The organism is Streptomyces sp. NPDC057877, assembly GCF_042796855.1.
GTDB lineage: Bacteria > Actinomycetota > Actinomycetes > Streptomycetales > Streptomycetaceae > Streptomyces.
The window spans coordinates 22,645-39,618 of the sequence record NZ_JBHVMS010000003.1 but is presented as its reverse complement, the minus strand read 5'-3'; the positions used below and the strand labels follow the sequence as shown (position 1 = coordinate 39,618).

At 69.9% G+C, this 16,974-nt stretch carries 15 protein-coding genes and 1 pseudogene; 10 read left to right on the top strand and 6 right to left on the bottom strand.

The features are described 5' to 3' along the window. The first annotated feature begins 3 nt into the window (after positions 1 to 3). The 6 genes from ACFVQG_RS07800 to ACFVQG_RS07775 all read left to right on the top strand — a co-directional run bounded on the left by ACFVQG_RS07800 (position 4) and on the right by ACFVQG_RS07775 (position 3,496). Positions 4 to 801 carry a type III pantothenate kinase gene (locus ACFVQG_RS07800; protein ID WP_383378064.1) on the top strand — a complete coding sequence of 266 codons (798 nt, stop codon included), beginning with the start codon at positions 4 to 6 and terminating at the stop codon, positions 799 to 801. Positions 802 to 1,004: 203 nt separating this feature from the next. Further along, on the top strand, positions 1,005 to 1,580 hold the full coding sequence (locus ACFVQG_RS07795; protein ID WP_383379705.1) for a hypothetical protein: 576 nt from the start codon (positions 1,005 to 1,007) through the stop codon (positions 1,578 to 1,580). A gap of 18 nt (positions 1,581 to 1,598) precedes the next feature. Further along, positions 1,599 to 1,781 (top strand): hypothetical protein, encoded by a 183-nt coding sequence (locus tag ACFVQG_RS07790; protein WP_383378062.1) that lies wholly within the window; start codon positions 1,599 to 1,601, stop codon positions 1,779 to 1,781. 171 nt (positions 1,782 to 1,952) lie between these two features. Next, entirely contained in the window at positions 1,953 to 2,384 is a 432-nt protein-coding gene (locus ACFVQG_RS07785) for a BlaI/MecI/CopY family transcriptional regulator (protein ID WP_383379702.1), read from the top strand. 9 nt (positions 2,385 to 2,393) lie between these two features. Further along, positions 2,394 to 2,927: an amino-acid N-acetyltransferase gene (locus ACFVQG_RS07780; protein WP_383378060.1), complete on the top strand. Its 534-nt coding sequence runs from the start codon at positions 2,394 to 2,396 to the stop codon at positions 2,925 to 2,927. 233 nt (positions 2,928 to 3,160) lie between these two features. Further along, the gene (locus ACFVQG_RS07775; protein WP_383378058.1) at positions 3,161 to 3,496 is read left to right on the top strand and encodes an Lsr2 family protein; all 336 of its coding nucleotides are present in this window, start codon (positions 3,161 to 3,163) and stop codon (positions 3,494 to 3,496) included. On the opposite strand, the gene ACFVQG_RS07770 is transcribed toward ACFVQG_RS07775, so the two are convergent. Further along, positions 3,475 to 4,086, bottom strand: a complete 612-nt coding sequence (locus ACFVQG_RS07770) for an SCO3374 family protein (protein WP_383378056.1) — start codon at positions 4,084 to 4,086, stop codon at positions 3,475 to 3,477. The genes ACFVQG_RS07775 and ACFVQG_RS07770 overlap by 22 nt on opposite strands. 430 nt (positions 4,087 to 4,516) lie before the next feature. Between ACFVQG_RS07770 and ACFVQG_RS07765 the strand changes: the two genes are divergently transcribed. Beyond that, on the top strand, positions 4,517 to 7,042 hold the full coding sequence (locus ACFVQG_RS07765) for an ATP-dependent Clp protease ATP-binding subunit (protein WP_383378054.1): 2,526 nt from the start codon (positions 4,517 to 4,519) through the stop codon (positions 7,040 to 7,042). A gap of 80 nt (positions 7,043 to 7,122) precedes the next feature. Here the strand turns inward: ACFVQG_RS07765 and ACFVQG_RS07760 are convergent, their stop codons facing one another. Next, positions 7,123 to 7,758, bottom strand: coding sequence for an HAD family acid phosphatase (locus tag ACFVQG_RS07760; protein ID WP_383378052.1), 636 nt, complete (start codon positions 7,756 to 7,758; stop codon positions 7,123 to 7,125). A 103-nt stretch (positions 7,759 to 7,861) separates the two neighbouring features. Beyond that, a complete protein-coding gene (locus ACFVQG_RS07755; RefSeq protein WP_383378050.1) occupies positions 7,862 to 10,954 on the bottom strand; it encodes an NACHT domain-containing protein in 3,093 nt (1,030 codons plus the stop codon). Between the two features lie 373 nt (positions 10,955 to 11,327). Between ACFVQG_RS07755 and ACFVQG_RS07750 the strand changes: the two genes are divergently transcribed. After that, the gene (locus ACFVQG_RS07750; RefSeq protein ID WP_383378048.1) at positions 11,328 to 12,047 is read left to right on the top strand and encodes a M23 family metallopeptidase; all 720 of its coding nucleotides are present in this window, start codon (positions 11,328 to 11,330) and stop codon (positions 12,045 to 12,047) included. 38 nt (positions 12,048 to 12,085) lie between these two features. Here ACFVQG_RS07750 and ACFVQG_RS07745 read toward each other — a convergent pair whose 3' ends face one another. Beyond that, complete coding sequence (locus ACFVQG_RS07745; protein WP_383378046.1) at positions 12,086 to 12,682, bottom strand: TetR/AcrR family transcriptional regulator; 597 nt, start codon at positions 12,680 to 12,682, stop codon at positions 12,086 to 12,088. A gap of 127 nt (positions 12,683 to 12,809) precedes the next feature. On the opposite strand from ACFVQG_RS07745, the gene ACFVQG_RS07740 reads away from it, so the two are divergent. Both ACFVQG_RS07740 and ACFVQG_RS07735 read left to right on the top strand, forming a co-directional pair. Beyond that, the gene (locus ACFVQG_RS07740; RefSeq protein WP_383378044.1) at positions 12,810 to 14,420 is read left to right on the top strand and encodes an MDR family MFS transporter; all 1,611 of its coding nucleotides are present in this window, start codon (positions 12,810 to 12,812) and stop codon (positions 14,418 to 14,420) included. A 144-nt stretch (positions 14,421 to 14,564) separates the two neighbouring features. Beyond that, positions 14,565 to 14,891, top strand: a pseudogene (locus ACFVQG_RS07735) (VOC family protein); the annotation flags it as partial. Here the strand turns inward: ACFVQG_RS07735 and cseC are convergent. Further along, positions 14,855 to 16,249: a two-component system sensor histidine kinase CseC gene (gene cseC, locus ACFVQG_RS07730; RefSeq protein ID WP_383378041.1), complete on the bottom strand. Its 1,395-nt coding sequence runs from the start codon at positions 16,247 to 16,249 to the stop codon at positions 14,855 to 14,857. The pseudogene ACFVQG_RS07735 and the gene cseC sit on opposite strands and share 37 nt — an antisense overlap. Before the next feature lie 12 nt (positions 16,250 to 16,261). Next, positions 16,262 to 16,966: a two-component system response regulator CseB gene (gene cseB / locus ACFVQG_RS07725; protein WP_383378039.1), complete on the bottom strand. Its 705-nt coding sequence runs from the start codon at positions 16,964 to 16,966 to the stop codon at positions 16,262 to 16,264. Positions 16,967 to 16,974: the final 8 nt, after the last annotated feature.

Genomic DNA, 16,974 nt, shown 5'->3' with positions numbered 1-16,974 from the left:
GCCATGCTGCTGACGATCGACGTAGGCAACACCCAGACCGTCCTGGGCCTGTTCGACGGCGAGGACATCGTCGAGCACTGGCGCATCTCCACGGACGCCCGGCGCACCGCAGACGAGCTGGCCGTCCTCCTCCAGGGCCTGATGGGCATGCACCCGCTCCTCGGCGACGAGCTGGGCGACGGCATCGACGGCATCGCCATCTGCGCGACCGTCCCCTCGGTCCTGCACGAGCTGCGCGAGGTCACCCGGCGCTACTACGGCGACGTGCCCGCGGTCCTGGTCGAACCGGGCGTCAAGACGGGCGTGCCCATCCTCACCGACAACCCCAAGGAGGTGGGCGCGGACCGCATCATCAACGCGGTCGCCGCGGTCGACCTCTACGGCGGTCCCGCGATCGTCGTCGACTTCGGTACGGCGACGACCTTCGACGCCGTGAGCGCGCGCGGGGAGTACATCGGCGGGGTCATCGCCCCCGGCATCGAGATCTCCGTCGACGCGCTCGGCGTCAAGGGCGCGCAACTGCGGAAGATCGAGGTGGCCCGGCCGCGGAGTGTGATCGGCAAGAACACCGTCGAGGCCATGCAGGCGGGCATCGTCTACGGGTTCGCCGGGCAGGTCGACGGGGTCGTCTCGCGGATGTCCCGGGAACTGGCGGAGGATCCCGACGACGTGACGGTGATCGCTACGGGCGGGCTGGCGCCGATGGTGCTGGGCGAGTCCCATGTGATCGATGAGCATGAGCCGTGGCTGACGTTGATCGGTCTTCGGCTGGTGTACGAGCGGAACGTGTCCCGTATGTGAGGGGTTGCGCGGCTCGGGGTGGGTCGCGCGGCCCGGCGCCGCGCCCACCCGTGCCGCGCCCCCAGCGGCACGACTGCCAGCGGCTGCGCCCAACCACGCCCACCCGTGTGGTTCTGTGGCGCCACACCTGACCGATCCATCGAGTTTGTCTGATTAGCTCGTATTGTCGGCGTATGCCCACGCCCTACGGATCCCGCGGCGGCATGGCGTTCGGTGTGGAGGAGCTGCGTGTGCTCCGCCGTGCTCTCGCTCTTGCCCTTCACCCCGGTCGCCCCTCGGCCGAGGACGTCCAGGACTGCCTGAGTCTCGCCGAGTCCCTCGACGAGGCGACCCGCGAGGGCGCCCGGCTGCGGGCCTTCCTCGTGGCCGACCTGGCGCGCTACCGCGCCGCCCTCCCCGGCACCGCGGTCGGCTACCTCACCCTCCTGGAGGAGGTCCTGCACACGGGGTACCGCCCCACCCCCGACGACCGGGCCGCCCTGCGCGCCCTCCGCGGCAACCCCACAGCCGCCGCCCTCCTCGACCGCACCGCCCCCGCCCCCACCGTCCCCGCCTGCCGCACCCCCCTCCTCGCCCTCCCCGGCGGTCTCGCCGCCGAGCACCCCGGCGAGCAGCCCGCCAAGCCCGCCCAACCCGCCAAGCCCGCGGAACCGGCGAAGAAACCCGCCGAGAAACCGGCCCCGAGCCGCCGTCCCGTGCCCACCCCGGGCGAGGTCTTCCCCCGCCGCAAACCGCCCCAGCGCCCGGCAAGCCCCCCGCAGCAACTGGCCGCGGGCTGACCTGGCTACCCTGGAGCCATGGACTACGTCTCAGCGCTTGTGCCCCCGGTCGTCATGGCGGTGCTTTTCATCGGCGTGATCCGGGTGATCGTGAAGACCCAGGGCGGCAGCAACAAGACCAAGGAGGACGCGGCCGTGGACGCCGCCCTCCAGCGCGCGGAGACCGCCCGTCAGGCCTCGCGGCCCGCCCACGAGGCCTGACACCCGACCTGACCCCGGGCCCCTGGCCCGCCCCGGCGTACGGCGACCCAGCCGTACGCCCTTTTTGTTGCCCTTTGCCGTAGAAGGCGCCAGTCCCGCACGCGATTACCGAGATCTCCCACTATTGTGCTGAGGGTGCCTCGCCCATTGGGAGAACTCGAAGACGCGGTCATGACGCGGGTGTGGAAGTGGAACCGCCCGGTGACCGTTCGAGAAGTCCTGGAAGATCTCCAACAGGAACGCTCCATCGCCTACACCACGGTGATGACCGTTTTGGACAATCTCCATCAGAAGGGCTGGGTACGCCGCGAGGCGGAAGGCCGGGCCTATCGATATGAGGCGGTCTCCACCCGAGCCGCCTACGCCGCCGCGCTGATGAACGAGGCGTGGTCCCAGAGCGACAACCCGGCGGCGGCCCTCGTCGCCTTCTTCGGCATGATGAGCGACGAACAGCGACAGGCTCTCCGGGACGCCATCCGCGTCGTCCAGGGCCCGGAAACCCCCCACCCCGAATCCGTGGAGAACCCGGCCCCCGAGAACCCGCCCACCGAGAACCCGGACCGCGAGAACCCCGGCTCCGCACCGGAGGACCGCGGGCGATAGCGTCCGCTCATGTCCGCAGAGAGCCCCGAAGTCACCGCTAAAGCCATCACCGTCCGGCGGGCCCGGACCAGCGATGTCCCGGCCGTACGCCGACTCCTTGACGCCTACGTCCGCGGGGGCATCCTGCTCGACAAAGCGACGGTCACGCTTTACGAGGACATCCAGGAGTTCTGGGTGGCGGAACGGGACGACAACGCCGAGGTGGTCGGCTGCGGCGCACTCCACGTCATGTGGGAAGACCTCGCGGAAGTCCGTACTCTCGCGGTGAAGCCCGGGCTGAAGGGCGCCGGTGTCGGACATCAGTTGCTGGAGAAGTTGCTCCAGACCGCCCGCTGGCTCGGTGTTCGCCGGGTTTTCTGTCTCACCTTCGAAGTGGACTTCTTCGGACGGCACGGCTTCGTGGAGATCGGCGAGACACCCGTCGACACCGATGTCTACGCGGAGCTGCTGCGTTCTTACGACGAGGGTGTCGCGGAGTTCCTCGGGCTCGAACGAGTGAAACCGAACACCTTGGGCAACAGCCGGATGCTTCTGCATCTGTGACCCGGCGATCATCGCCGGGTATTCCGCCGCCACCCCTGCCCAGGTTCCCTATGTCCGAAACGCGCACGTTTCCGGTCCGTGGCCGGGCAGTGGGTCTCTCCCGGGGGTTTGTGTTTTTCCCGCAAAAGCGGTTTGCTTTCCGACGTACTGCTGTACTGCATATAACAGGGGCGCGGCGAAACGGCGGACGCTGCTGACCCCGGGCCCTCACGTTATCGATGAAAGGAAATCCGGTGGCACAGAAGGTTCAGGTCCTTCTTGTCGACGACCTCGACGGCGGCGAGGCGGACGAGACCGTAACGTTCGCGCTGGACGGCAAGTCGTACGAGATCGATCTCACGACTGCGAATGCGGACAAGCTGCGCGGCCTTCTCGAGCCCTATGTGAAGGGTGGTCGGCGTACCGGAGGTCGCGCTTCGGGCGGACGTGGAAAGGCGCGCGCCGCTTCCGGCGGCAGCCAGGACACTGCCGCGATCCGTGCGTGGGCGAAGGAGAACGGTTACGAAGTCAACGACCGTGGCCGTGTTCCGGCGATCATTCGCGAGGCTTACGAGAAGGCCAACGCCTGAGCACAGGCGCGCCTCAACCGGACCCGGTGGCACGCTGCTGCCACCGTGTCCACCAGCCGTACGAGATCGGGGGCCCGCCCCGCGCCTACGGCACCTCCCATGGCCGACAACGTCGGCAGCGAGGCCTCGACCTCGCACCCGGGCAAGGGGGGCCGCAACCACACAGCGGCCCCCTGCGGCTTTTCCGCGCCCGGCTCCGGCCCGGGTCCCGGCACCCCCGGCGCCTCCATCACCCCGCCTGCCCCCGCTCCCACGGCCACCAGGTCCAGCCCCGGCAGCAACGGCCCCCACTCCAGCCACTCCAGCAGCCCGGGCATCTCGTCGGCGCTCCCCGGGGCCACCAGCAGCCGCATCCGGTCGCCCTGTACGGCCACCGGAGAGCCCGGGGCGAGACGGCGCAGGGCGGTGCGGCCCGCCTCCACGGGCACGTCCAGGACGTCGAAGCGCGGCCCCACGACGAGTTCGAGTGGCGGCCCGGGCACTGTGGGCCACCCCAGGTCGTTCTCGTAATAGAGCCGAAGCCGGTGGCCGGGACCGCTCGGGTCGAGCGGACGGCGGGGAAGTGGGACCGTGGGAGGGGCGCCAACCATGCCAAGCGCAACCGTCGGAAGAGTACGCGGGTTACGCTGGGTGTCCCTACGAACGCGCAGAGTGCTGAATCGGGGGGCGTGCGGGGGTGCGGGGAGGCACAAGGTTGTTCGCCCGTAGCGGAGGGAACGGGTGCGCGCGGCATGGACTGTCAGTCCCCACGGGTAAGACATCCCTAGTGGGAGGGGGCGACACGCAGGACAGGCCGTCTCACGTTCGCCATCGGCGTACTGGCGAAGGGGGTATCTGCCTGGCCTGCGGGAACATCGTCTCGCACCATCGGGTTGGAGCAGATGTCGGCGTTCGGGGTCAGGAGGCCATCGACGGTGTCGGCAGTTGGAATGAGCGGTCCCCGCTCGCGGGACTAAGCTGCGGAAGGACAGGGAGGGGAAGTTCCCCCCACTGCCTGACCGCTCTGAGGAGCGATTAACGATGTTCGAGAGGTTCACCGACCGCGCGCGGCGGGTTGTCGTCCTGGCTCAGGAAGAAGCCCGGATGCTCAACCACAACTACATCGGCACCGAGCACATCCTCCTGGGCTTGATCCACGAGGGTGAAGGTGTCGCCGCCAAGGCCCTTGAGAGCCTCGGGATTTCGCTCGAGGCGGTCCGCCAGCAGGTGGAGGAGATCATCGGCCAGGGCCAGCAGGCCCCGTCGGGTCACATCCCCTTCACCCCCCGTGCCAAGAAGGTCCTGGAGCTGTCGCTCCGCGAGGCCCTTCAGCTGGGGCACAACTACATCGGCACGGAGCACATCCTGCTCGGCCTGATCCGTGAGGGCGAGGGCGTCGCCGCCCAGGTCCTGGTCAAGCTGGGCGCAGATCTGAACCGCGTGCGGCAGCAGGTGATCCAGCTGCTCTCCGGTTACCAGGGCAAGGAGACCGCCACCGCCGGCGGCCCTGCGGAGGGCACCCCCTCGACGTCCCTGGTCCTCGACCAGTTCGGCCGGAACCTCACCCAGGCCGCTCGTGAGTCCAAGCTCGACCCGGTCATCGGGCGCGAGAAGGAGATCGAGCGGGTCATGCAGGTGCTGTCCCGCCGTACGAAGAACAACCCGGTCCTGATCGGTGAGCCCGGCGTCGGCAAGACCGCCGTCGTGGAGGGCCTCGCCCAGGCCATCGTCAAGGGCGAGGTGCCCGAGACGCTGAAGGACAAGCACCTCTACACGCTTGACCTCGGTGCCCTGGTCGCGGGCTCCCGTTACCGCGGTGACTTCGAGGAGCGCCTGAAGAAGGTGCTCAAGGAGATCCGCACCCGCGGCGACATCATCCTGTTCATCGACGAGCTGCACACGCTGGTCGGTGCGGGTGCCGCCGAGGGCGCCATCGACGCGGCGAGCATCCTCAAGCCGATGCTGGCCCGCGGTGAGCTGCAGACCATCGGTGCGACCACGCTGGACGAGTACCGCAAGCACCTGGAGAAGGACGCGGCCCTCGAGCGCCGCTTCCAGCCGATCCAGGTCGCGGAGCCGTCCCTGCCGCACACGATCGAGATCCTCAAGGGCCTGCGCGACCGGTACGAGGCGCACCACCGCGTCTCGATCACCGACGAGGCGCTGGTCCAGGCCGCCACCCTGGCCGACCGGTACATCTCGGACCGCTTCCTGCCGGACAAGGCGATCGACCTGATCGACGAGGCCGGTTCCCGGATGCGCATCCGCCGGATGACCGCGCCGCCGGACCTGCGCGAGTTCGACGAGAAGATCGCCGGTGTCCGCCGGGACAAGGAGTCCGCGATCGACTCGCAGGACTTCGAGAAGGCCGCCTCGCTGCGCGACAAGGAGAAGCAGCTCCTGGCCGCCAAGGCGAAGCGCGAGAAGGAGTGGAAGGCCGGTGACATGGATGTCGTGGCCGAGGTCGACGGCGACCTGATCGCCGAGGTCCTCGCCACCGCCACCGGCATCCCGGTCTTCAAGCTCACGGAAGAGGAGTCCAGCCGTCTGCTCCGCATGGAGGACGAGCTGCACAAGCGGGTCATCGGCCAGAACGACGCCGTCAAGGCGCTGTCGAAGGCGATCCGCCGTACCCGCGCCGGTCTGAAGGACCCGAAGCGTCCGGGTGGCTCGTTCATCTTCGCCGGTCCGTCCGGTGTCGGTAAGACCGAGCTGTCCAAGGCGCTCGCCGAGTTCCTCTTCGGTGACGAGGACGCGCTGATCTCCCTCGACATGTCGGAGTTCAGCGAGAAGCACACGGTCTCGCGCCTCTTCGGCTCGCCCCCCGGCTACGTGGGCTACGAGGAGGGCGGCCAGCTGACCGAGAAGGTCCGCCGCAAGCCGTTCTCCGTGGTCCTGTTCGACGAGGTCGAGAAGGCCCACCCGGACATCTTCAACTCCCTGTTGCAGATCCTGGAGGACGGTCGTCTGACCGACTCCCAGGGCCGGGTCGTGGACTTCAAGAACACGGTCATCATCATGACGACCAACCTCGGCACCCGGGACATCTCCAAGGGCTTCAACCTGGGCTTCGCCGCCGCGGGTGACACGAAGACCAACTACGAGCGCATGAAGAACAAGGTCTCGGACGAGCTGAAGCAGCACTTCCGGCCCGAGTTCCTCAACCGTGTCGACGACGTCGTGGTCTTCCCGCAGCTGTCGCAGGAGGACATCCTGCGGATCGTCGACCTGATGATCGGCAAGGTGGACGAGCGCCTGAAGGACCGGGACATGGGCATCGAGCTGTCCCAGTCCGCCAAGGAGCTGCTGTCCAAGAAGGGCTACGACCCCGTGCTGGGCGCCCGGCCGCTGCGCCGGACCATCCAGCGCGAGATCGAGGACTCGCTCTCCGAGAAGATCCTCTTCGGCGAGCTGCGTCCCGGTCACATCGTGGTCGTGGACACCGAGGGCGAGGGTGAGAACAAGACCTTCACCTTCCGTGGCGAGGAGAAGTCCGCGCTGCCGGACGTCCCGCCGATCGAGCAGGCGGCCGGCGGCGCCGGTCCGAACCTGAGCAAGGACGCGTAGCCGCTGCGCTCGGCCTGAGCAGTACGCAAGGGGGCTGCCCCGGAACCCAGGGTTCCGGGGCAGCCCCCTTCCTGCTGGATTCAGGAGAGCTGACCGTCGTAGTCCGGCAGCTTGAACGTCTTCTCGGCGTGGCCGCCCGACAGGTCGGTGGGGCTGTTGCCGATGTTGGCGATGATCGTGTAGCCCTTCGACTCGATGGTGGCGCGCTGGGCCGTCTTGTAGTCGGCGACGTTCTTGAAGAGGTCGATCAGGCCGCGGACGTAGAGGCCGGAGACCTGGTAGCCGCGGTGCCTGAGGTTGAAGTCGGTGACGGAGTAGATGATCCCGGGGCGGGCGGTGACGAAGAAGACCGCGACGCCGTGCTCCTGGGCGTACTTGGCGACATCGAGGACGGGCTTGTTGGCGGGCTGCGGGTAGCTGAAGCCGAAGTCGGTCTCCAGTGCGGTGTTGTCGATGTCGAGGACGATCGCCTGCTTCTCGCCCGGCCGGGGCTGGGCGATGCGCTGCTTCAGATAGGGCAGTGCCTGGTCCATCACCGCCTGGCAGTCCTTCTGCCAGGCGGCGTAGTCGACGTCGGCCGCCGCCGTGGCGGTGACGGTGGCCGTGGCGGTACCGGTGGTGGTCGCGGCCTCGGCGGGCGCGGCCAGCGCGAGGAGCGCGGCGGCGGTGACGGCGGGGGCGGTGATGCGGCCCAGCCAGGGGCGTCGTCCGGTCATGTGGGGGGTCCCTTCGCGATGCCAACGTGGTCAACGTGTCGTGTGCATGTTCGGCAACGAGGGTGGCGCGTGGGGAACCATAGGGTTACTGATCGGTAGGTGGCTAGATCACGCCCCGCACGGAGGTGACGGTCGGCGGTACGGGCAGGGCGGACATGAGCTGGCTCGATACGTCGGTGACGCCCTGGGCGAGGACGAGGGTCAGCATGCGCAGGTTCGGGAAGAGCGCGGAAAGACCGGACAGGTCCTCGGTGCCGTCGAAGTCGTTGAGACGCAGGCGGGTGATGCCGGGCAGCGGGGGGCCGTTCCAGCCGAGGTGCCGCCAGCTGAGGCGCAGTAGCTCGAGGGAGGGGTGCCGGGCGATCTCCTCGCAGTCCTCGGGGGTCAGCGGTGCGGCCAGGGCGGCGAGGCTGAGCTGCTTCAGCGTGCCGAACCGGTGCAGACCGCGCAGGCCGGTGTCGAGCAGCGCGGTCTTGTTGAAGCGCAGGTAGTGGAGCGGCAGTTCGCGGGGGAGTGCCTCGTCGAGGGAGGCGGCTCGCAGCCGTATGCCCAGGTCGAGCTGGCCCAGGGTCGGTGAGCCGGAGAGCGGGGCGAGGGCGTCCGGACGTTCCAGGCCCTCCAGCAGGTCGAGGGACAGCCAGGTCAGGGGCAGTTCGGCGATCGGAGTGAGGTCGGCCACGCCGGGACAGCGGCTGAGGCCCAGGTGGGTGAGCCGGTGCAGAGCGGCAAGTGCCCGCAGATCCCGCACCCGGTCGTTGCTCCGGATGATCAGCTCCGTCACCGTCTCGGACGGCAGCCCGGCCGGATCCACGTCACCGGCGAGCTGGATCGACTCCCTGCCGCCCAGCTCACACAGCACCCGCAGGTGCTCATCCGACTGCACGGCGAAGACCAGGCCCTCCTCCGGCAGGTGCGTGATCACCTCCGCTCCGTACCGCCGCGCCGGGAACCGGTACCACGTCCAGCTCAACTGCGCCCGTACCTCCACCGCCGGATGGGACGCGAACCGCGCCAGCACCGGCACCGCCTCCTCCGTCCCGATCAGCGACGCCGTCACCACCACCGCCCGCGCCTCGGCGTCCGAGAGCCCTTCCGGACCCGGCAGCAGTTCCAAGGCCAGCGGACCGGCCTCCGCCAGCGCGCGGGCCTCCTCCGTCGTCCGGGGCGGGATCAGTGCCGCCGCCCGCCGCTCGACCTCCGCCCGCACCGTCGGGTCCAGCTCGGTCGCGTGTTCCAGTGAGGCCAGCGCGAGCAGCCGTATCCGCGTGCTCGCGGCGCCCTCCGCGCGGTCCGCGGCCCGCGTCAGGTCCCGTAGCAGCTCGGCCCGTTCCCGGGGGCGGGCGTGGGCCATCGCCATGCGGATCACGTCCGCCCACTGCTCGTCCGCCGCGCCGCGCACCAGCAGCCCGAAGTCACCGTCCTCCACGGCGGCCTTCGCGCCGAGGTAGTCCTGGAAGGTGCGGTGGACGAACTCCACGGTGCCGTCGGCGGGTTCCCGGAGCAGCCCGCTGCGGACCAGCAGATGGCGCAGGATCGTCCCGGCGTCCCCCTGCGCGGCGGCCGACGGCAGGGACGGGAGCACATCGGCGATCAGCCGCTCGGCGCGGGCGCGGTCCATCTCGGACTGGTTGTTGCGGATCAGCCAGTACGCCAGCCGCTGGAGCAGCTGGATCTGCGGCAGCTCGCTGAGCCGCACCTCGTCCTGGCCGGTCATGTCCCGTTCCTCGTCGCGCCGGGCGAGCAGCATCGACAGGGCGGCGTCGTACAACTCCTGCCTGCCGTGCGGGAGATAGCCGCGCCGGTCCCGGTGCAGGGCGCAGATCAGCCCGCACATCAACGGGTTGGTGGCGAGGCGGCCGAGGTCGGGCTTGGTGCGGACGGCGTCGAGGAGTGAGCGTTCGTAGCCGTCGAGGCGGTCGGGGTCCTGGGCGTCGGCGCGGGCCGCCGTGTGCCAGCGGGTGATGAACGCGGCCACGTCGTCCCGGCTCATGGGGGTGAGGGCCAGCTCGGCGAAGCCGTCCGCGGCCAGCCAGTCCTCCCGTACGGCGGAGGGACGGGAGGTGACCAGCCAGCGGTTGCCGGGATAGACGTCGAGCAGTTCGCGCAGCCAGCGCCGGGTGCGTTCGCGCTCACGTTCGGGGATCTCGTCGATGCCGTCCACCAGCAACAGCGCGCGTCCGGCCGCGAGGACCTGGTCCGGCCAGCCGTCGGGCTGGTTCGCGTGGAAGGGGACGCGTACGGCGGCCAGGAAGGCGTCGGGGGAGGGCAGGCCGTCGGCGCGGCGGACGAGGGTGCGCAGCGGCAGGACGAAGGGGACCAGGTCGCCGCGCTCACCGCGGGCCGCGGTCACCGCGAGCCACTGCACGAGGGTCGTCTTGCCGGACCCGGCGACCCCGCGCAGCAGGACCCGGTCGTGGTCGGCGAGGGCCTGTTCGGCGGGGAGGGCGGTGGCCGCGGCGAGGTGCTGCTCGTCCGGGGCGTCCTCGGTGCGGCCGACGGCCTGGAGGCTGAGGTAGGCGGCGTCCAGGGGCCAGCGGTCGGGGGAGTGGTGCAGGTCGATGCCGTAGATGGTGAGGTGGCCGTGCCGGGTGGTGACGTAGGAGAGGTAGCGGCGCTCGAACTCGGCCGTGCCGCCGGGCTGGGGCGTGCGGTCGAGGAGGCGGTCCACCCGGTCGATCAGTTCGCGCTGGCGGCGGGACTGCTCGGCGAGGGTGCGGGGGACAAAGGTGGACCGCTGGGTGAAGAAGTGCAGGATGTGCAGGCAGGCGGTGGCCAGCAGCCGGTCGTGGAAGAGGGTGGCGTCGGCCGAGAGGTGCCGGGTCGGGTCGCCGCCGGTGGCGCGGAGCCGGGCCGCGAGCCGCTCGTGGCCCAGTTCCACCGCCTGGACGTCCGTCATGGTGAGGTCGCCGAGCGCGCCCAGGGTGTCGGCGAGGGCGTGGGCGACGGCCCGCTCCTCGTCGGCGGCCACCGGACGCTCCCCGTCGCCCTTCAGCGCCCGCCGGACCAGTTCGTCCGCGAGCTTGCGTACGTCTTCGTAGACGAGGGTGCGCTTCTCGCCCCTGAAGGACACGAGGCCCGAGATCCGTACCGGACGCTCCACCAGGCCCGCCCCGGCTCCCTCGGTGACGAACAGCTTTCTGACGAGCGGGCCTACTACCCCGGACGCCAGCCTGACACCGATCACCGACGGTTCCATCCGCCCTCCCCCTGAGCCCCATCGAAGTGCAGGTCAGCAGCGTAGTGCGGGTCACATTCCGGGGTCAGTGGATCTCGCCTGCCGGTGACATGCGGCACAGGCGATTTGTCCCTTACTAGGCGGAATAGTGGCGACCTTGAGGCGGACAAAACGGACTATTGGTCCACACCTCTTCGTCACCTTCGGCTGTGATGGGCGAATTCATCCCACATGGGAGCCGTGTCAAGAGTCGTTAAGTTTCGACATCAATTACTAGGTTCCGTCGTAGATCACACGTTTGTGGCTTTCGGGAGCCGCGGGTTACCAAGGATCTGCCATCCGGTGGGCGTCAGATCCGCCGGGTGCTTCTCTGTCCCCCACCCATGAGGTTGAGATGAACCAGCGCGTCACGTCCCGTTCCGTCCGTACGTCCTCGCTCCGCACCCGCGCCGCCGTCCTGGCGGCCGGTATGGGAGCCACGGTCGTACTGGGGACCGGGGTCGCGGCCGCCGCCGAGGCCAGCGCGGCCACCGCCGCCACCAGCGCGGCGAGCGCCGTCCAGGCCCAGGCCGCCGCCCAGGCGAAGGCCGCCGAGACGCAGGCCGCCGCGGTCGCCAAGGCCAAGGCCGTCGCGGCGAAGAAGGCCGCCGCCGCCAAGAAGGCCGCGGCGAAGAAGGCTCCCGCCAAGAAGGCCGCTTCCTGGGTCAACCCGGTGAGCCACTACAAGCTGTCCGCGAGCTACGCCCAGGCGGGCGGCATGTGGCAGTCCACCCACAGCGGCCAGGACTACGCGGTGCCCACCGGCACCAAGGTCGTCGCCGCGCACGGCGGCACGGTCGTCAAGGCCGGTCCGAACGGCGCCGGTGACGGTCCCGCGTACGGCAACGCCGTCGTCATCAAGCACGGCAACGGCATGTACTCGCAGTACGCCCACCTGTCGAAGGTCAATGTGAAGATCGGTCAGATCGTCAAGACCGGTCAGCGCATAGCCTTCTCCGGCAACACCGGTAACTCCAGCGGTCCGCACCTGCACTTCGAGATCCGGACCACCGCGAACTACGGCACCGCCGTCGACCCGGTGCGCTTCCTGCGCGGCAAGGGCGTCTCGCTCTGATCCGCTGACGCGGGCTGGTTCCGGCTGACGCCGTCGGCTCAGGCGCCGCCGTGCGCCTGGGTCACCAGATCGATCGCGACCTCGAGGACCGCCCCGCGGGCGTCCTCGGGGTCGACGCCCATGTCCCGCATGACGAACATCCCGGCGTGCATCGTGAACAGGGCGCTGACGCAGCGGACCTGGTCGACGAGGTCCGCGTCGGGGTCGACGATGATGTCCCGCATGCCGAGCATGCGGTTCTTGAACATCTGGCCGATCCGCAGGTCCCGTACAGTCGCCTGGTTCTCCTGCATGAAGCGGAACAAGGGGGCCGCGTCGGTGAGCGTGTCGTTGTAGCGGCGGAGGATCTCCCGCTTGGTCTCCAGGGTGTGCGGCTGCTGCCGCCCCCACTCGATCAGGTCCTCGATCGGCTGCGTCAGATCCTCGAAGAGGCTGACGATGATCTCTTCCTTGGTCTTGAAGTGGTAGTAGAGCGCCGCCTTGGTGACGTCGAGACGCTCGGCGATCTCACGCAGGGAGGTCTTCTCGTACCCCTGCTCGGCGAAGAGTTCCAGGGCGATGTCCTGGATGCGCTGGCGGGTGTTCCCGCGGCGCCGCTGCTTGGTCCCGTCCGTGTCGTCCATGGTGCCGCCCATCCTCGCCCCCAGTCGCTTTCCCAGAAACTTACTTGACGACCGGCTAGTTACGCTCCTACCTTACCCAGTGAAGTTTACTAGCCGGACGGCAAGTAAGTAATCACGTGGGTAGCTGGGGGCGAAAGCCATGACCGAGACACGGCCGACGGCCGAAGAGGCCGCGGAGACCGGGAAGCAGCCGAGGAGCGTACGGGTCGTCCTGCTCGCGTTGATGATCGCGATGATGCTCGCGATGCTCGACAACATGATCATCGGCACCGCGATGCCGACGATCGTCGGGGAACTCGGCGGTCTGGAACACCTGTCCTGGGTGGTCACCGCGTACACCCTCGCCACCGCCGCGTCGACCCCGATCTGGGGCAAGCTCGGCGACATGTACGGGCGCAAGGGCTCGTTCCTGACCTCCATCGTGATCTTCCTGCTCGGCTCCGCGCTCAGCGGCATGGCCCAGGACATGGGCCAGCTGATCGGCTTCCGCGCGGTGCAGGGCCTGGGCGCGGGCGGTCTGATGGTCGGCGTGATGGCGATCATCGGCGATCTGATACCGCCCCGGGAGCGCGGCAAGTACCAGGGCATGATGGCCGCCGTGATGGCGCTGGCGATGATCGGCGGGCCGCTGGTCGGCGGCACGATCACCGACACCTGGGGCTGGCGCTGGGCGTTCTACATCAACCTGCCGCTCGGCGCGGTCGCGCTGGTCGCCATCAGCGTCGTACTCCAGCTCCCGAAGAAGCGCGCGAGGACCCGGATCGACTACCTCGGCGCGGGGCTGCTCACCGTGGGCATCACCTCGATCGTGCTGGTCACCACCTGGGGCGGCACGGAGTACGCCTGGACCTCGGCGCGGATCATGGAGCTGACCGCCATCGGGGTCGTCTCGCTCGTCGGCTTCGTCCTGTGGGAGCGGCGGGCGGTCGAGCCGCTGCTGCCACTGCACATCTTCCGCAGCCGCAACTTCGCGCTGATGTCCGTCATCGGTTTCATCACCGGATTCGTGATGTTCGGCGCGGTGCTGTTCCTGCCGCTCTACCAGCAGTCCGTGCAGGGCGCGTCCGCGACCAACTCCGGGCTGCTGCTCCTGCCGATGCTGGGCGCGATGCTCGTGACCTCGATGGTCGCCGGGCGGGTCACCACCAACACCGGGCGCTACAAGATCTTCCCGCTGGCGGGCGGTGTGCTGCTGGTCGCCGGGCTGTGGCTGCTGTCCCTGATGGACACGGAGACCTCGCGGTTCACCTCCGGTGTGTACATGGCGGTGCTCGGGCTCGGCATGGGCTGTCTGATGCAGATCACCATGCTGGTGGCGCAGAACAGCGTGGAGATGAAGGACATGGGCGTCGCCTCCTCCTCCACCACCCTCTTCCGCACCCTCGGCTCCTCCTTCGGCGTCGCGATCATGGGCGCCCTGTTCAACCACCGCGTCCAGGACGTCATGGCCGAGCGCGCGGCGGGCTCCGAGGTGGGCCAGGTGACCGAACAGTCCGCCCAACTCGACGCGGCCAGCCTGGCCAGGCTTCCCGAGGCCGCCCGCGAGGCCTACCAGCACGCGGTGTCCTCGGGCACCCACGGGGCCTTCCTGCTGGGAGCGGCGGTGGCGGTGGTCGCGCTGATCGCCGCGGTGTTCGTGAAGGAGGTTCCGCTGAAGGGGGCGGGGCCCGAGGGAGCCGAGGACGAGCCCAAGGCGCCGCAGGACGGGCCCGCGGCTCCGGCTCCGTCGCCGGTGAACGAGATGGCGTGAGCGCACCCGCGGTCCGAGGGGCGTTGTCAGTGGCGCCTGTCACCATCGGTCGCATGGACAAGGTGCGGCAGGTGCGGCTGGCCAAGGACGCCATGGACCGGGGCTGGGCACATCCGGGGATGGACCTGGACGGGGTGGCGGTGCGCCAAGGAGCGGCCGGACGTCGAGCTGGCGCTGATGAGCCTCGACGGGCCCGGCCTGGACGCCGAGTCCGCACAGACGCCGAAGAAGCTGGTCAGCAAGGGCGTCATCGGCGCCTGGGCGCTGCGCACCGACGACTGCCGAGGGGACTGCCAGACCTTCAGGGCCCGCGGCGTGGAGTCCCTCCAGGCACCGACCGAGCGGCCGTACGGCGTCGAGGCGATCTTCCGTGACGACAACGGCAACTGGTACTCACTGACGCAAGGAGTTCCGCACCCCGGCGGTGCCCCGACTCACCGCCGTCCCTCCTGCAGCGGCAGCATCGGATAGCTGCCCGTGTTCGTCGGCGCGTGCTCCGGCAGCCACAGGATCGCGACCGCGCCCTCCGCCGTCACCTGGTCCGGCGGCCCCGGCGGGCGTACGTTGCGGAAGGTCAGCCGGGCGCCCAGCACCCGCGCCTGGCCCGCGGCGATGGTCAGCCCGAGGCCATGGCCGCGTCCGGCGCGGTCCATGCTGCCGGTGCGGAAGCGGCTGGGCCCCTCGGCGAGCAGATCCTCGGGGAAGCCGGGGCCGTGGTCGCGTACCCGGATCACCCGGCCCTCGACGGTCACCTCGATCGGCGGTCTGCCGTGCCGGGCGGCGTTGGCGAGCAGGTTGAACAGCACCCGCTCCAGACGCCGGGGATCGGTGGTGACCTCCGACTCGTGCACCACGACCACCTCGACACCGGGGTCCTTCGCCGCCACCCGCCGGGCCACGAACTCGCCGAGCAGGATGTCCTGCAGCTCCGCCCGCTCCGACGCGCCGTCCAGCCGGGCGACCTCCAGGACGTCCTCGACGAGCGTGCGCATCGCCTTCGCCCGGTCGAGCACCAGCTCGGTCGGCCGCCCCGGCGGCAGCAGCTCGGCCGCGGTGAGCAGCCCCGTCACCGGGGTGCGCAGCTCGTGCGCGATATCGGCGGTGACCCGGCGCTCCGCCTCCAGCCGCTGCTTGAGCGCGTCCGCCATGGCGTCCACGGCCCGCGCGAGATCGTCCGTCTCGTCCCGCACGACCCCGCCGATCGCCTCCCGCACCCGAACCTCGGTCTCCCCCTTGGCGACCCGGTTCGCGGCAGCCGCCGCCTTGCGCAGCCGCCGTGACAGCTGCGCGCCGATCAGCACCCCGAGCGCGCTGCCGCCGAGCACGACCGCGATGGACCCGATCACCAGCGCCTGGTCGAGGTCGTTGAGGATGTCCGTGCTGCGGTCGGTGAACCCGGTGTGCAGCGACATCACATGCCCGTCCTTCAGCGGCACCGCCGCCCAGATGTCCGGCGGCCCCCCGCCCGGACCGTCCCCCACATACGTCGCCCGGCGGCCCTGCTCCACCTTCCTGCGCAGCTCCGCGGGCAGCTCGGGGTCGTCGATCTTGACGCTGGGGAAGTTGGGGCGGCTGGACAGCTCGTAGTTGCGCTGCGCGATCCGCAGCCGCGCGTCGGCGAGATCGCGGGCGTTGTCCAGCATCGACACCCGCGCGGCGTTGTGCACCACGAGACTGAGCGCCACCGCCACCAGCGCGCCGACCAGCGCGATCGCCGTACTGAGCTTCCACCGCAGCCCGGTGCGCAGCCCCGAACGCGCCACCCACGCGGGCACCGCGCGCCGTATGCGGCCCCGCTCACCGGGACCTCTGACTCCGTTCCCCCGCATGACCCGGCCGCCTCAGGCCTTCAGCTTGTAGCCGAAGCCACGGACCGTCTCGATCCGGTCCTGACCGATCTTGGTTCGCAGCCGCTGCACATGCACGTCGACGACGCGGGTGTCCCCGCCCCAGCCGTAGTCCCACACGCGTTCGAGCAGCTTGTCGCGGGACAGCACCGTCCCCGGCGCGGCGGAGAACTCCAGCAGCAGCCGCATCTCCGTCGGCGTCAGCGCCACCGGCCGCCCGGCCTTCCGCACCTCCATGCCGTCGGTGTCGATCTCCAGCTCGCCGAAGGTCAGCACCCCGCCGTCCCCCTGCGCGGCGCCCTCCTCCTGCCGCGCCTCACCGCCCGCGTGCCCGAACCGGCGCAGCACCGCCCGGATCCGCGCGACCAGCACGGCACCGTCGAACGGCTTGGTGACGTAGTCGTCGGCGCCCGCCTCCAGCCCCAGCACGACATCGATGGCGTCGGCCCGCGCGGAGAGCATGATCACTGGCACGGTCGACTCGTCCCGGATACGACGGCACAGGCTGACGCCGTCGAGGCCGGGGACCATGACGTCCAGCAGGGCGATGTCGGGCCGGTCGGCGCGGAACGCCTCCAGACCGGACAGGCCGTCGGGCATCGCCGTGACCGCGAAGCCGACGCGCTCCAGGGCGAGCTGGGTCGCCTCGCGGATGACGTCGTCGTCCTCGACGAACAGGACGTGCGTCTGCTCTGCCATCCAGGTGC